General features: G+C 58.0%; 12 protein-coding genes. 6 read left to right on the top strand and 6 right to left on the bottom strand.

What is annotated here, in order from left to right:
• The first annotated feature begins 107 nt into the window (after nucleotides 1-107).
• The 4 genes from VGM18_09780 to VGM18_09765 are packed head-to-tail and all read left to right on the top strand — an operon-like array spanning nucleotide 108 to nucleotide 6835.
• Nucleotides 108-1352: a glycosyltransferase gene (locus tag VGM18_09780; GenBank protein HEY3973282.1), complete on the top strand. Its 1245-nt coding sequence runs from the start codon at nucleotides 108-110 to the stop codon at nucleotides 1350-1352.
• Nucleotides 1349-3769, top strand: a complete 2421-nt coding sequence (locus VGM18_09775) for an alginate lyase family protein (protein HEY3973281.1) — start codon at nucleotides 1349-1351, stop codon at nucleotides 3767-3769. The genes VGM18_09780 and VGM18_09775 overlap by 4 nt, the downstream gene beginning before the upstream one ends.
• Before the next feature lie 4 nt (nucleotides 3770-3773).
• The gene (asnB, locus tag VGM18_09770; protein ID HEY3973280.1) at nucleotides 3774-5738 is read left to right on the top strand and encodes an asparagine synthase (glutamine-hydrolyzing); all 1965 of its coding nucleotides are present in this window, start codon (nucleotides 3774-3776) and stop codon (nucleotides 5736-5738) included.
• A 38-nt stretch (nucleotides 5739-5776) separates the two neighbouring features.
• Nucleotides 5777-6835, top strand: coding sequence for a polysaccharide deacetylase family protein (locus VGM18_09765; protein ID HEY3973279.1), 1059 nt, complete (start codon nucleotides 5777-5779; stop codon nucleotides 6833-6835).
• 17 nt (nucleotides 6836-6852) lie between these two features.
• On the opposite strand, the gene VGM18_09760 is transcribed toward VGM18_09765, so the two are convergent.
• The 4 genes from VGM18_09760 to VGM18_09745 form a co-directional block, all read right to left on the bottom strand.
• Nucleotides 6853-7434: a class I SAM-dependent methyltransferase gene (locus VGM18_09760; protein ID HEY3973278.1), complete on the bottom strand. Its 582-nt coding sequence runs from the start codon at nucleotides 7432-7434 to the stop codon at nucleotides 6853-6855.
• A gap of 95 nt (nucleotides 7435-7529) precedes the next feature.
• On the bottom strand, nucleotides 7530-8345 hold the full coding sequence (locus tag VGM18_09755) for a 3'(2'),5'-bisphosphate nucleotidase CysQ (GenBank protein HEY3973277.1): 816 nt from the start codon (nucleotides 8343-8345) through the stop codon (nucleotides 7530-7532).
• 31 nt (nucleotides 8346-8376) lie between these two features.
• Entirely contained in the window at nucleotides 8377-9156 is a 780-nt protein-coding gene (locus VGM18_09750) for a sulfite exporter TauE/SafE family protein (protein ID HEY3973276.1), read from the bottom strand.
• Nucleotides 9157-9188: 32 nt separating this feature from the next.
• Entirely contained in the window at nucleotides 9189-10940 is a 1752-nt protein-coding gene (locus VGM18_09745) for a bifunctional sulfate adenylyltransferase/adenylylsulfate kinase (protein HEY3973275.1), read from the bottom strand.
• Nucleotides 10941-11449: 509 nt separating this feature from the next.
• On the opposite strand from VGM18_09745, the gene VGM18_09740 reads away from it, so the two are divergent.
• Complete coding sequence (locus VGM18_09740; GenBank protein ID HEY3973274.1) at nucleotides 11450-12442, top strand: polysaccharide deacetylase family protein; 993 nt, start codon at nucleotides 11450-11452, stop codon at nucleotides 12440-12442.
• A gap of 28 nt (nucleotides 12443-12470) precedes the next feature.
• Nucleotides 12471-13670, top strand: coding sequence for an ATP-grasp domain-containing protein (locus tag VGM18_09735; protein HEY3973273.1), 1200 nt, complete (start codon nucleotides 12471-12473; stop codon nucleotides 13668-13670).
• Between the two features lie 125 nt (nucleotides 13671-13795).
• Here VGM18_09735 and VGM18_09730 read toward each other — a convergent pair whose 3' ends face one another.
• Together VGM18_09730 and VGM18_09725 are read right to left on the bottom strand one after the other, a co-directional pair.
• Complete coding sequence (locus VGM18_09730) at nucleotides 13796-14503, bottom strand: hypothetical protein (GenBank protein ID HEY3973272.1); 708 nt, start codon at nucleotides 14501-14503, stop codon at nucleotides 13796-13798.
• Entirely contained in the window at nucleotides 14500-15432 is a 933-nt protein-coding gene (locus VGM18_09725) for a sulfotransferase domain-containing protein (GenBank protein HEY3973271.1), read from the bottom strand. The genes VGM18_09730 and VGM18_09725 overlap by 4 nt, the downstream gene beginning before the upstream one ends.
• Nucleotides 15433-15435 lie beyond the last annotated feature (3 nt).

The raw sequence follows: 15435 nt of genomic DNA, 5'->3' as shown, positions 1-15435 counted from the left end.
GCGCGGGTGTTGCAGCCCGTCTTTTAACGTGAACTTAATATTCTGACACCACGGTTGTGCTGTGCAACGGCGGGGAATTGCCGCTAGTATGAAGGAGCATGGATGCAATGGACCAACGCCCGGAATCCCTGGCTGCGGGCTCGCAGGGAGTGCAGGAATTGCGGGAGAGGCAAGCGTCGAATGGTCGGCCGACGCCTCGACCAACCCGGTCGCGCCGGAGAATATTCTTCCTGGTCGATTCCTTGAACGTCGGAGGCACCGAGACCCAGGCCGTCGAGTTGGCGACACGGCTGGACTCCGAGCGTTATGAAATTACTCTGGGTTGTCTGCGGGCGCGTGGCCCGCTATTGGAGAAGTTGGCCGGAACGTCTGTTTCTATTCGCGAATTCTATCCCGAGGGCGGCTTCGATTCGGTCCGCGGTATCTATCAGATGCTGCGCCTCGCGGTGTTTCTGCGTCGCGGTGGTTTCCGTATTGTTCACACTCACGACCTGTACGCGAATCTGCTGGGCATCCCGGCGGCGCTGCTGGCGCGTGTGCCGGTCATCATTTCGAGTCAGCGCGACTTAGCGCACCTTGATTTATATAAGACGCGGCGCCGCGTATGGGTTCGCCGTTTGCAGAATCTTTCAACCGCTGTACTCACCAATGCGAATGCGATTCGAGACGCGATGCAGACCGAGGATCATTTTGCTCCCGAGAAGATTCGCGTGATTCATAACGGTGTGGACGGGGAGAGATTCAATGGGGGTTCGCGAGATCGGAGCTGGCTTTTGTCCGGTGGGGAGGCGGAAAAGCAGAAATGGATTGTGCTGGTGGGAAACATGCACAGCGATGTCAAGGGACATCCCTGGCTGATTGCCGCGGCAAAGGCGATCACGGATGAGTTTCCTGAGAGCCGTTTTGTGCTGGCTGGCGACGGAGCACTGAGGAAGGACTTTGAAGCGCAGGTGGCGCAACAGGGACTGGAGCGCCATTTCTTATTTCTCGGACGGCGCGACGATGTTCCCCGCATTCTGAGCTGTTCCGACATTGCCGTTCTGCCCTCCCGGGCCGAGGGTTTGCCCAACGCGGTTTTGGAATATCTGGCGGCAGGCTTGCCCACTGTTGCCAGCCGGGTTGGAGGCAATGCCGAGATCATTCAGGACGGCAGGACCGGGCTGCTGGTTCCCCCGCAGGATTCGTCCGCGCTCGCGCAGGCCATTCTTCGTCTTTTGCGCGATCCCGGGTTGGCAAGCAGCTTAGGAGAGAATGGCCGAAAGTCCGTTGCGTCGGAGTTCAGTTTTCAGCGGATGATTGAAAAAACCGATCAGCTCTATACCGAACTGTTGCGCGCGCGAGGTGCGGAATGAGTTCGCGGGCGGGGGACTGGAAGCGCGTCTATCGGCGCGCACTAGGGATGGAGCACGGGGAAATTGGTGACCGAATCCGCCAGTTGGCCATGGCGCGTCTCGACCTGGCGCGCTACAAGGCGGGTGCGGAGTTTGCGCCTGCGATGAACTCGGTTGCTTCGGGATCGCAGCCGACGTTCTTCTTCTCGACCGATGAGGTTCCGGGTCTGATTGAGAGATTGCGGCAGTCGTTCCCACAGGAGGCAAAGCAGATCGTCGAACGTGCCGAGCGAATCTGCGCGCATCGTTTCGACTTGCTGGGCTACGACGGCGTGGACTATGGAGAGGAGATCGATTGGCATTGCGACCGCGTCCACGGAATCCGAGCCCCGAAGTTGCCTTGGTACCGGATAAAGTATCTCGATTTCGACGAGGTGGGAGACAGTAAAGTTACGTGGGAACTGAACCGGCACCAACATCTGGTCACACTGGCAAAAGCATTCCGCCTGACGGGCAACGAGAAGTTCGGCGTGGAACTGTTTCGCCAGTGGCATCACTGGCACGGTGAAAATCCATATCCCATCGGCATTAACTGGGCCAGCAGTCTGGAAGTTGCGTTTCGCAGTCTGTCTTGGCTGTGGCTTTATTTTCTTCTCGAGGATTCGCCAGCGATGCCGGCTGGGTTTCGAGCGGATTGGTTGCGCGCCCTGGCAGTCTCCGGGCGGCATATCGATTGCTATCTATCTACATATTTTTCACCGAACACCCATCTGCTGGGCGAGGCGGTCGCGCTGTTTTTCATCGGGACGCTGTGCCCTGAGATTCCCTCCGCCTGGGATTGGCAGCGGCGCGGATTGCAGATCGTGCAACAGGAGGCTGAGCGGCAAGTACAAAGCGACGGGCTTCATTTCGAGCAGTCGATCTATTATCACGTGTACGCCCTGGACTTCTTCCTTCATACCGCGGTGCTGGCATCGGTGAACCAGATCTCAACTTCATCTGAGTTCGATAAGACCTTGGAGCGCATGCTGGAGCCACTGGCAATGCTGGCTCGAAGTGGCACCATCCCGCGGCTGGGCGACGACGATGGGGGCCGGCTGTTCGATCCCTCGCGAAACCGGGTGGAGCATCTCCTTGATCCGCTCGCGACGGGCGCGATTCTGTTCGGGCGCGGCGACTTCAAGACGATTGCTGGGGGTCCTCGCGAGGAAACCCTGTGGCTGCTGGGAGAAACAGGCAGCGAAGAATTCAACCGTTTGCCCCCCGTTGAACCTGCGGGGAACTCGGTTGCATTCCGCGGGAGTGGACTCTACGTGATGACAGGGCAGGACGCCAAGCTGCAATTGGTGATAGATGCCGGCCCGCAAGGCGCGCATACCGCAGGCCACGGACACGCCGATGCCCTCAGCCTGACGGCAAGCAGCAACGGACTCCCGTTGCTCGAGGATTCAGGAACGTTCGAATACGTGGGAAGCGATCGAGGACGCGATCGTTTTCGCGGCACTCGGGCACACAACACTCTGCTGGTGGCGGACCAGGATCAGGCCGAACCGAACGGCCCTTTCGGTTGGGGCAAACTGCCGAACGTCCAGGCCGAGGGCTGGATTGCAGGGAATACGTTCGATCTGTTTGTGGGCAGCCACGATGGGTATTCGAGATTGTCGAATCCTGCGATTCACCGGCGCTTCGTTTTTGCGCTTAAAACCGGCTTCTGGCTGGTGCGTGACCTGGCCCTTGGTTTTGGTGAATATCAACTCGATCTGTTTTGGCATCTGGGGCCGGGGCTAAGGCCGGTGAGCGGACGCGAAGACGTTTTTATGAGCGACGGGGTTGGCCTCCAGTTTGTGACCGAGGAAGGCCACGGATGGACTCAAATTACCGAGGTGGAGTTGCACTCGCCCGTGTACGGCAAGCGGGAAAATCACAGCGTGCTGCACTTCGCGACACGAGCGAAACTTCCGACAGAGTTTGTAACCGTGCTGCTGCCGGTTTCCGAGACTTCGCGTCCACGACCCAAACTTGCGAGGATTGTTCCGATGGAGGCATCCGCGACAGTTGCTGGCTACGGCTACCAGGCCGGATCGGAACGCAGTTATGTATTTTTCGGTCAAGGCAAGCCGTGGAAGGGGGACGCTTGGAGCAGCGATGCAGAATTTCTGTACTGGGGAAATACGGAAGATTCTGCAACGTTAATTTGCTGCAACGCAACCTATGTGCGCTGGAGCGAACTTACGATTATGACTGCCAAACGGGCCATGTTGCGCTGCGAGATCATCGAACGTGCGGATCGCTTAGAGGTAGTTTCTTCGAATTCGGAGTTGGCGGAAGTTGACCGCGAAGGATGGAAGATGGTTCGGGGCATGCATCGGGATAAGGACAGCCCGCAACTCGCGGGTAATGTGATCGCGGAAAAAGAACGCTGGGAAGGGAAAAACTGAATTCATGTGTGGAATTTGCGGGATCTTTTTTTCCGAGCGCGATTGGCATGTCAAGGGAGACGTGTTGGCGGGCATGAACCGCCGCATTGTGCATCGCGGGCCCGACGACGAGGGCTTCTTCGTGGAAGAGAATGTCGGTCTGGCCATGCGTAGGCTGAGCATCATTGACGTCAAGAGCGGACATCAGCCGCTGGCCAATGAAAATCGTGACGTCTGGATCGTTTTCAACGGCGAAATCTACAACCATGCAGAGTTGCGGAGGGGACTGGAGGCGCAAGGGCACACCTACCGCACGCACAGCGACACAGAAACCATCGTCCACCTGTACGAACAATATGGCCGCGATTGCGTGACGCATCTGCGGGGCATGTTCGCGTTTGTGATTTGGGATCGCCGCAAGCGCGTACTGTTCGCGGCGCGGGATCGCCTGGGAATTAAACCCTTTTACTATCGCTGGGATGGCAAGTCGTTCCTGTTCGGGTCGGAGATCAAGACGATTCTGGCCTATCCCGATGTGGAGGCCGAGTTCAACCGCGGCACGCTCGCGGAGTATCTCGCGTTCGGCTACGTCACCGGACCGGAGACCATGTTTGCCGGAATCCGCAAGCTGATGCCCGGGCATACACTGCAACTTTCCGAACGCGGCGAACCGAAGATCGAGCGCTACTGGGACCTCACGACCGAAGTGGATCGCGAAGTTCGTCCGCACGAATACTATGTGAAGAGGTACCGAAAACTACTGGAAGATGCAGTGGAATCGCATCTGATGAGCGAGGTCCCGCTGGGAATGTTTTTGAGCGGCGGGCTGGACTCGAGCGCCGTGGCCGCGCTGGCCACGAAAATTCGCGGAGACCAGATTCAAACCTTTGCGGTCGGTTATGGGGAAGAGCAGTTCAGTGAATTGCCCTACGCGCGCCAGGTCGCTGCCCACATCAAGTCGGACCATCATGAAGTCCGTCTGAGTCGCGAGGAATTTTTCGCCAGCCTGCCGCAGTTGATCTGGCATGAAGACGAACCCGTCGTTTGGCCCTCGAGTCTGTCCTTGTATTCCGTGGCCAAGTTGGCTCGAGAACGCGTGACGGTTGTGCTCACAGGAGAAGGCAGCGACGAGACCCTGGCCGGCTATACGCGCTATGCGTGGACTCTGTTGAATTCGAAAATGGACCGGACGTACCGGACGCTGACACCGGGATTCCTGCGGCAGGGATTGCGCTCGGCGCTGCACGCTGCGCCTTTTTCTGCCGGGCTGCACCGCAAACTGGAGCATACATTCCTGATGAAGGATGGCGCGGACTGGGCGTCGTTTTATTTCGACAATTTCTACTCGGCGTTTCCCGGCAGCGAGCTTCCGGAGTTGCTGACGCCCGAGGCGCTCGCGAGTATGGGGCAACCCTATGCCGGGTCGATGAGCGCATGGGAACGTTCGTCGTCCCGATCGTCTTCTCCGACATCGTCAGACTTGCTGCACCGGCTGCTCTATACCGACATCAACAGTTACCTGATTGAACTGCTGATGAAGCAGGACCAAATGAGCATGGCAGCCTCGATCGAGAGCCGGGTGCCGTTTCTCGATCATCCGCTGGTGGAATTCACGGCGCGCATTCCAGCGAGCGAGCAGATCCGAGGGATGGCGGGAAAATTTATTCTGAAAGAAGCGGTGGAAGATCTTTTGCCAGCGGACATTGTTTACCGCAAGAAAATGGGCTTCCCGACGCCGTGGGCCTATTGGCTGGCGGGTCCGCAACTGGAGGAGATTGAGCGGCTGCTGACGGATTCGCGCAGCACGGCAAGAAATCTCTTTCGCATCGAGACGATCCGGCGAATCTTTGCCGAGCATCGCGCCGGGCGCCGCGATCACGGCAATCGCATCTGGCGATTGTTGAATCTCGAACTATGGCAGAGAGTATTTCTCGACGGCGAAATCGATTCGGCGATAAATACCGCGCAGACCAATGCGGTCGCCGGATGAGCCATCCTACGGCACTCCTTTCGAGAACCTGCTGATCCATGCTGAGGAAAGCCAAGCTCGCCGCACTCGGTCTGCTGAAAAGTGCCCGCGTACTTAACCGGGTGGCCGACAGCGCCTGGAGGCGGCAGCGCTTGCTGATTTTGTGTTATCACGGGATTTCCCTCGAAGACGAGCACGAATGGAGACCGGCGCTCTATATGCGCCCGGATCTTCTCGAACAGCGATTGGAGGCTTTGCTTGCGCTGCGTTACTCGGTGCTTCCCCTGGGCGAAGCTCTTACGCGGTTGCGTGTGCGCGATTTGCCGCCGCGCAGCGTGGCCATTACCTTCGATGATGGCGGCTACGATTTTTACCAGCAGGCTTGGCCTCTGCTCAAGAAGCATGGACTACCGATAACGGTCTATCAATCGACCTATTACACCGATCACGAGATTCCGATCTTTAATCTGATGTGCTCCTACCTGCTATGGAAGCGGCGCGGCGAACTGTTGCCTGCATGCTCTCAACTCGGCCTCACGGAAAATCTGGATCTGCGGAGTGAAGCGGGGCGGCATCGAGTCGTGCGCAGCCTGATTGAGCGTTCCGAGCGGGAGAACCTGAGCGGAAATGACAAGGATGAGATCGCCCGGGAATTGGCGGAAATGTTAGGGATTGACTATGGCGCACTCGTGGCCAAGCGCATCCTGCGATTGATGAATGCGCGCGAGGTGGCGGAAATCTCTAAGGCTGGGGTGGATGTGCAATTGCACACTCATCGTCATCGCACGCCCAATGAGGAGAAAGGGTTCCGGCTGGAGATTTCCCAGAATCGGGAAAGGGTCTTAGCCATGACCGGGCGGCCGGCGGTTCATTTCTGTTATCCAAGCGGCGTGTATCGAAACGAATTCTTCCCGTGGATGGAGAAGGAAGAACTAATTTCGGCCACAACGTGCGATGCCGGATTGGTGGATCGGCGATCCAATGCATTCCTGCTTCCGAGATTTGTGGATACTTCCGGGCGCACTCAACTGGAATTTGAGAGTTGGCTCAGTGGCGTGGGGTCGTTGCTCGCAATTCGCAGGGCGGCGTCGCAACGCTATACCTTGCCGGAAGAATAGGCCTTTTGGCATTCAGGTTAATTGCGTGCCCTCCTTGCTTCCACGGTAAATGTGCTGCCGCTGGGACCGCTGCCGCGGATGAATGAAGAATCGACGAATCCGGCTCGCTGTAACGCGATCCGCATTCCGCGCTCGGTCTGGAACGATTCCGTTCTTCCATTTGCGAACCCGATCGTGTTGCCGGTCCAGTGGAACAGTAGACCGTTCGCCATGACATACAGACGAAAAAACGTGGGAACCGGTCGCGGCAGGGCATGGCGGACAAACTCGTTCATGGTAAAACCGGGAAGATGAAGACTTAACGACAGAGCGCCACCGGGGATGAGCACACGATAAATTTCTGCGAGGGTGAGCGGAATGTTCATATAGGGCAGAGCGACAGAGGAGACCACGAAACCAAAGCTCTCAGCTTTGAAGGGCAACGATTCGCCCACCGCTTGCAGAAAACGGCGATCGGAAAATCGCGTTTTGGCGATCCGCAGACGGCCTAACTCGATATCGAGCCCGGTGACCCAATCCGAAGAGGTGACGCCCCAGGCAGCCAGATCCTGTCCGGTCCCGCAACCTAAGTCGAGAACTCGCATGAACCGCTCCTCCAGATTCTGCCTGGAAATCGACTCGGATACTGAACCGCAAATTTTATACTGTGCGGGAAACTGATCGATGCTTCCGAAGGCCGGAGATCCGATCTGCGTCAGCCGCGAGCAGAGCCAGCCGCCGATGCCGGGAGATGAGATTGCAGGGCCGACAGCAGTTCCTGCCGCAGCAACGGTCCGCTGGCCATCAGGCCGGTGAGAAGCGGATTGCGATTGTTACAACGCAGCGGAGCGTTGTCGAGCGTGGCGACGAATCCTCCGGCGCTTTCGACCAGCGCGGCGCCGGCGGCCACGTCCCACTCATTCTTCGGCGTCAGCGTGAACGTCACATCGGCTTGGCCGGCGGCGACGAGTCCTAGTTTGTAGGCCACCGACCCCATGGGGCGAATCTGATAGTCACTGCTCTGGAACTGCTGCCACTCGCCACGTTTGACTTCACTGCGGCTGGCCAGAATTAGCGAACCCTGCAAAGTGGTTCGCTCGCTCGGGCGCGCCGGCTGTCCGTTGTAGAGCACGCCGGAATCGATGGCGCCGACGATGGTCTCGTTGGTCGCAGGGTTGCAAATTCCACCGGCCACCGGCCGGCCATTTTCGACGAATCCGATGGAAACGCAGAACTCGGGAATGCCCTGAACAAATTCACGGGTGCCATCGAGCGGATCGACCACCCACACTCGGCTCTTACCAAGGCGTGAGGGGTCGTCGACGCTCTCTTCCGAGAGCCAGCCCTCGCCGTCGCGCAGCAAATTCTGGCGTAGTACTGCGTCCACCGCGCGGTCGGCCTCGGTCACGGGATCGTGGCCGATCTTGTATTCGGTCGCAATCGCGCCTGGAGTAAAGCGCGCGAAAACGATGCGAGCGGCGTCGAGCGCGGCTTCGATGCGATTGAGAATGTTCGAGTAAGAAGAAGTCATGAAGTCCTTGCGCTCAATTCGTTAAACGTTATTAAGCAGGCCACAACATGCGGGCTCCGGTGATCAGCAGCAAAGCGCAGAGCATACGGCGCAGCCAGAGCATGGGGACCCGCGTGGCCAGATGCGAACCGAGCAGCCCCCCGGGAATGGACCCAATCAGCAGCGAAACGACCAGCTTGGGATCTACGTTTCCAGCCTTGGACTGAAGCCACCCGGTTACTCCGAAGAGTATGACTGCATGTACGACATCAGTCCCGACATTGATCTTGGGGGGGAAGCTGTAGAACAAGAGAAGCAGCATCATGATGATGCTGCCCGAACCGACCGAGGTCATGCCCACGATAAAACCGACGCTGAGGCCGATTGCCACCATGCCTGCGAAACCTTTCATGGTCGGCGCACGATTCGCGATGCGCTCTTCGATTCCTTTCTGCAGCAGCAGCAGAATTGGAATCACGATCAGCAGCACACCCACCGCCAGCTTGATGAAGCTGTTAAGACTGCTGCTACCGTAGACCGAGCGGATGTACATCAGCAGCTTTACCCCTGCAAAGGAGCCTGGGATACTTCCCGCCGCCAGCGCGAGGACCACTTTACGACGGACCGTCCCGTTCTTCAGGTGCAACAGTCCTGCCGGAATTTTGGTGAAGAACTGGAACAGCGCATCGGAACCGACGGCCACGATCGGCGGGTAGCCCAAGCCGAAGATCAGAATGGGAAGCATTAGAACGCCGCCTCCCACTCCAGTCATTCCGATGAGGATACCCACACCAAAGCCCACCAGGATTTTGATCGCTATCACTGGCAACATAATCGGTCCCTCCCCGCGTTACTCTCCCTGCCTTACTCTCCGGCCTTACTGACGCCGATGAAGCCTTCGCGCTCCAGGTGCAGAATAATTTCCTGAGCGGCTTCTTCGGCCGACAACTCGCCGGTGTTAATGGTTACGTTGGCATCCGCCGGGACTTCGTAGGGATCAGAAATTCCTGTGAATTCTTTGAGAATGCCCGCGCGCGCTTTGGCGTAAAGTCCCTTGCGGTCGCGTTGCTCGCAGACTTCGACCGTCGTGGCAATGTGCACCAGGATGAATCCGCCGTAAGGCTCGATCATTCCGCGCACGTGTTTACGGGTGGCATCGTAGGGCGCAATGGGAGCGCAAATTGCGATGCCGCCGTTCTTGGTGATTTCCGACGCAACATAGCCGATGCGGCGAATGTTGATGTCGCGATGTTCTTTGGAGAATCCCAGTTCCGACGAAAGATGCTTGCGGACCAGGTCGCCATCGAGCAACGTCACCGGACGTCCGCCGACTTCCAGAAACTTAGTCATCAAAACGTTGGCGATGGTGGATTTGCCCGAACCCGAAAGACCAGTGAAGAAGATGGTGACGCCTTGCTTGGCGCGTGGCGGAAAGCTGCGCCGCAGTTCCTGCACAACTTCCGGGTATGTGAACCACGCGGGAATGTCGCGGCCCTCGTTGAGCCGGTTGCGCAGTTCGGTGCCGGAAATATTCAGAACCTTGTCGCCCGGTTTCACTTCGTTGTCGGGAACGTAGCGGTCCTCGCCGTCGAGGTAGACCATCATCTGGAAATCGACCATGGTCACGCCGATGTCGGCTTGGTGCTTCTTGAAAAGTTCCTGAGCTTCATAGGGACCGTAGAAAGGCTTGCCATCGCCTGCCGTATCGTTGCCTGGTCCGGCATGGTCGCGACCCACAATGAAGTGCGTGCAGCCATGGTTCTTGCGAATCAAGGCGTGCCAGATAGCTTCGCGAGGTCCGCCCATGCGCATCGCCAGCGGAAGAAGAGCGAGCTTCACGGTTCCCTGGGGGAATTTGGAAAGCAGGAGTTGGTAGCAGCGCACGCGCGTGAAGTAGTCGACGTCGCCAGGCTTGGTCATGCCCACGCTGGGGTTGATCAGGAGATTGGCTTCGACTTGCTTGGCAGCGCGGAAGGTGAGTTCCACGTGAGCGCGGTGCATGGGGTTGCGAGTCTGAAACGCAACCGTACGACGCCATCCTAAGCGGGCAAATTCAGCCCGCAATTCCGCCGGAGTAAGGCGCAGGGTGCGGAAGTCATAATGCGAAGGGCCTTGCAAGCCCTCGATGCGTCCACCCACATACCATGGATTCGAAATGTTCATGGTGTAGTTGGAGCCCGGATGAGCCTTGCTGGTGCTGTTAAAAACCGCTTTGGCTTCGGCCGCGCGGTCGGCCTGCCAGACTTCTTCGACGTGCAACACGGCCAACATGACGCCTTCGGCGTCGCGCAGCGCAACTTTGCTGCCGCCGGCCGTAAGCTTCTTGGCAAATTCTTCGGTGACGTCAAGCGTAATCGGAATGGGCCAGAGAATTCCGCTGGCCAGACGCATGTTATGGCAAACGCCTTCGTAGTCGGCTTTATTCATAAAGCCGCGCAGCGGAGAGAAGCCTCCGCTCATCAGCAGCTCCAGATCGCAAACTTGGCGGGCAGTCAGATCCCAGGATGGCCACTCGCGAGAGTGGGCTTTCAGTTCCGCGGCTTTTTCGGTTGAGGCAAGCAGATCTACCAGTTCGCCGCCGTGCGGAGCAATCAGATGACTAGTCGAAGCAGACAAGCGTGAGAACCTCCCAGGTTCGTTTATTTTGGATTTAGTGCAATGTAAATTCTGCAACTCGCAGAGTGAAGCAATGGAATTACGGACAAGCTAACCGGGGGGACGTGCTAGCGAGACGACAAATGTTGCGGGCCAGTGACCCTTGATTAGCTCCAGTGTAAATCTAAAGAAACGTCATCGCTTGCTCTCGCAATTGCCATGCCGGAGCGGTTTTGGCAATTGTACTGTAAATTGATAAGGATAAAAGGTGAATGTCGAATTTTTTTGCAGAGCGGCCTGATTTAGTGTGCGGCCCTATGCAAATTGTTGCGCAGGAGAGGGAACGTATTCCCCCGACAATATTCTAGCTGTGCAGGTTCTTGCGCAGTTTTCGTATCCGATTCAGTAATCAGACTAACCAATGTCAGACCGACCGATACCAAAGACGAGCGCTCATGGCAGAGTGGTCCGCTTCGGTTAAACTGCAACCAGCCGGGCGTTTCCTGCAGCGCGTTGGAAATGGAAAATGAATGAAAGATTGGATCAAGAAAGGGATTGTCGCCAGCGGAGCATTGCGCTTGGCCGGAGACATGCGCGCTGCTGGCGCAGCGATTCTGATGTTCCACTCGGTTCTGCCCGACCCCAGCCTCCAAGTGGATTCGTTGGGAGACATCGTCCATTCAGGATCCGAATTTACCGCGCAGATGGAGCTGCTCGCCCGCCACTACCACCCGATTAGTCTGGACGACGCAGTCGACTGTTTGTGCGCCGGCGAAGCCTTGCCCAAACGTTCCGTGGTGGTGACCTTCGACGATGGTTATGCCGACAACTTTGAGGTCGCAATGCCCGTGCTCAACCGGTTGGGCGTGCCGGCGATCTTTTACGTGACGGTCGATTGCATCGAAAACCGTAAATTGCCCTGGCCCAGCCGCTTGCGATTCGCTTTTCGCCGTACGAAGGTGAACGCATGGGACAATCGGCTGGGCAAATCCTGGATGCTCACGAGTCCTTCCGACCGAGAGGCGGCCTTTCTGCATGCCTGTGATCGCTGTTGCCAACTGAGCGGCGTAGCCCAGGAAGAATTTGTAAGCTATGTCGAGCGGGAACTACAGGCCTGCCTGCCCGGCGAGTCCAGCGCCCTAATGATGACCTACGATCAAGTACGAGGGCTCATTCACCACGGGCATCTTGTCGGATCGCATACCATGACACACCCGAACATGGCCTATGTGAAGGAGGACGAAGCTCACCGCGAGTTCACCGACTCGAAGCAAAGACTCGAGTCGCAACTGGGCGCGCCGATTCGGCACTTTTCCTATCCGTGTCCTGCGCTTTCCCCGCACTGGAATGATCGTACTGTGCAGCAAAGCCGCGCGCTTGGTTACGAGACAGGAGTCACCACCAAGAGCGGACTAACCCGACCGGGGGATAATGTGCTTTGTCTGAACCGTTTGCGTCCGACCAAAACGGTAGAAGGCTTGCGATGGAATCTGGAAAGCGCTTTTGCCGGACGGACTGTGTGATGACACTCAAGAACGGGGCTCTCGCGGCTTGGCAAGAATTCTAGTTTTGGATGGGCACAGTTCGGCGGCGCTGTCGGTAACCCGGTCTGCCGGACGTGCCGGACATTGGGTGGCGGTGGGTGCGAATCGAGGCCTCCTGGCCCCGGCCGCGCTCTCGCGCTATTGCAGCGCCAGCCTCGCGTATCCCGTTTCCACCAGCGAATCCGAAGCGTTTGTGGACGCGATTCTGGAGTTCGTACGCGCCCATACGATCGACCTGGTGATTCCTGTAACCGATTGGACTCTTGGCCCTCTCTCGGCACAACGGCAGCGCTTTGCAGGAATCTGCCGCGTGGCAATGCCCTTGCCGGAATCGCTCGAACTTGCATCGGACAAATATGGCACTGTGAAGCTGGCGGAATCGATTGGGATCGATGTGCCACGAACTGTGCTTGCTGGCTCGAACGCGGATTTGGCGCAGTTCCAGGATGGCCCATTCCCCGTCGTCGTGAAGGATCGATTCTCGGTGCGGTGGATCAACGGAAAGGCTGTGTTCGGATCGGTGGCTTACGCCTACTCGGCTGCCGAACTGGAAGGCAAGGTCAGCGAGCGTGTCCGGATGGCCGGAGATGTTCTGGTGCAAGAGTTTACGTCGGGCGCTGGAGTCGGGTTCTCCTGCTTTGTGACCGCAGGAAAAGCGTATCTGCCGTTCCAGTGGCAGAGAATCCGGGAAGTAGATCCGCGCGGGTCGGCCAGCAGCGCCAGGAAATCTGTTCCCTTGGATCCGTCGGTGGTCTCTCGGAGCGCGCGGCTGATTGTCGAGATGGGTTTCGAGGGAATCGCGATGGTGGAGTACAAGAAAACGGATGACGGACGCCTTATATTGATGGAGATCAATGGACGCCCCTGGGGTTCGATTGGCTTGCCCGTGGCCTGCGGAATCGACTATCCCAAGTATCTTGTCGATTGGTGGATGCAAGGAACACTGCCGCCGCAGGAGACCTCGTATCGCAACAACGTTATCTGCCGCCGTGTTGTGGGCGAGTTGACTCATCTCAGCAACATCCGTGCAGGACGTCCACCCAAATGGCCGGGGGCATACCCGAGTTTTTGGCCGAGCCTTTTGACGATGGCTCTGCCTTGGCGTCCCGGCATGTGTTACGACGATCTGTGGTTGTCGGACCTGCGGCCTGGAGCGGCCGGGGTTCGGGAATGGTTCCTTTCCCGCTGGAGAAAGAAAAAAAACTAGATCGCGGGTTTTCGTGGGCTGAAAGCAGGTTTCTCGACTTCGCAAAATAGCGCGCAACTGCGCCATTTTGCTCCGCTCGAAATGACAGATTTTGAGAAATCGGAGTTCCGCAGAAACAGGCGTGATCAGCGACCGGAAACCTGGGGCTCGGCGGGACTGGTCGTAGACGGAGGCGAAGATAGAACCGTCGAGGCCAGCAGGTTGTGAATGCAGGTTCGCAGTTGCCGTCCGCAGTATTGCGTGGCCGCAAGGTCGCCGAGATAGGGATCGGGGATTTCGCGATATTGCCAGGGGCCTTCAGCGTAGGCGCTGAGCATGTACATCTTCTCCCGCGCCTGCGGATACAGCGTGAGCAACTCAGCCAGATTCTGAAAGTCCATGGCGAAAACGCAGTCCGCCTGCTCGACCATCTCGGGGGTAAGCAGCTTGGAGCGGTGTGCAGCGACGGAAATGCCCAGCTCCGCCGACGCCTCCTGCACCCACGGGTGAGCTTCGCGGCCCGGGGAGGCGTGCAGGCCGGCCGACACAATTCGGATCTGCTCTTCCAGCCCGGCTTCGTTGGCGGCTTTTCTCATGAGCAACTCTGCCATGGCGCTGCGCATGATATTCCCGAAGCAGACAAAAACAAACGACCGCGAAGAAGCCGGAGCCCGGCGCTGGTGCGCCCGGCGAACTCCCAGCACGTCGCGCAGTCGTAGAGCAGCGTAGATGCGGCCTGCTCCAGGTCCGAGCCGGCGCACGACGCCGCGCTGTTGCAACAAGAAAGGCGGAGTCAACTTCCGTAAAACGGCCTTGGTTACGGTTTTGAGGGATTGCGGAGTCTCGTCGGTCACAAGCGCTCGCTTCCAGCGGAGCCGGATCCCGCGGTTGCGAGGGTACGATCCGAAGCCCGGTCCGAAGTTCGGTCCGAAGTTAATTCATATCCCAGACTTTGCATCAAGCCGCCCCATGCCGACTCGATCGCAGCCACCGACTCCGGAGTAAGCTGAGTTTTCCATCCCCCGGAAATCGCGGAGCGGACGAAAGGCTTGTCGCTACGCGTGTGCTTGGTCAGCACCCAGTTGGCGGCTTCTTTTTTCTCCAGAGCGCGCATCCGCTCCGGGGAACTCAGTTCGATGGTTCGCTGCAAGGCGGCGGAATTGGAGTCGATCTTGCCAAAGGAACAGCGATCGAGGAAAGCGACGATGTCGGCGAGAACCGTCACCGGGTCGCGCTTCATATCCTCGTAGCGAAGCATCAGGAACGTGGACTCATTCCGCCGCAGCAAGGTCCAGCTCAGAACATTCTCTCGCCACGAGCCGAATTTGCGATCAAACTCCCCTGCGATGAAGCGGGGCACGAAACTCGTCATGGGATAGTCATCCGGTATGTTTCGCGCCTTCACATTGTGGTGATAGAAAGACACAGCCACATCCCGCGGATCGCGCACGATGTAGATGACCCGCGGATAATGCGGCTGAAAGCATTCGTGACTCTTCAGCATGCGGGGACGCGGAAGGTTCCTGAGCACGCGGTCGCGATTGAAATAAATTTCCGGAATGCGCGCTTCAATATTGGAAAACGTGACCGGATCGTGCTGGTAAAGCAAATTCCCGAGGAGGAATCGCGTCCAGGTGTTTCCAGAGCGGGGATAGGAAACAAGAAAAACGTCATCCGGAAAAACGGTGAGGCCGCGACCGGCGATCTGCCGTCCGGTAAGCACGCGCCCCGCCTGGGCCAGCGCGCCCCAAAGCCTTTGCATATTTCCCGGGGCCGTCTGCATTGG

It is taken from the genome of Candidatus Sulfotelmatobacter sp. (assembly GCA_036500765.1).
GTDB lineage: Bacteria > Acidobacteriota > Terriglobia > Terriglobales > Acidobacteriaceae > Sulfotelmatobacter.
The sequence above is the reverse complement of the archived record's forward strand: the minus strand, read 5'-3'. Positions and strand labels throughout refer to the sequence as shown.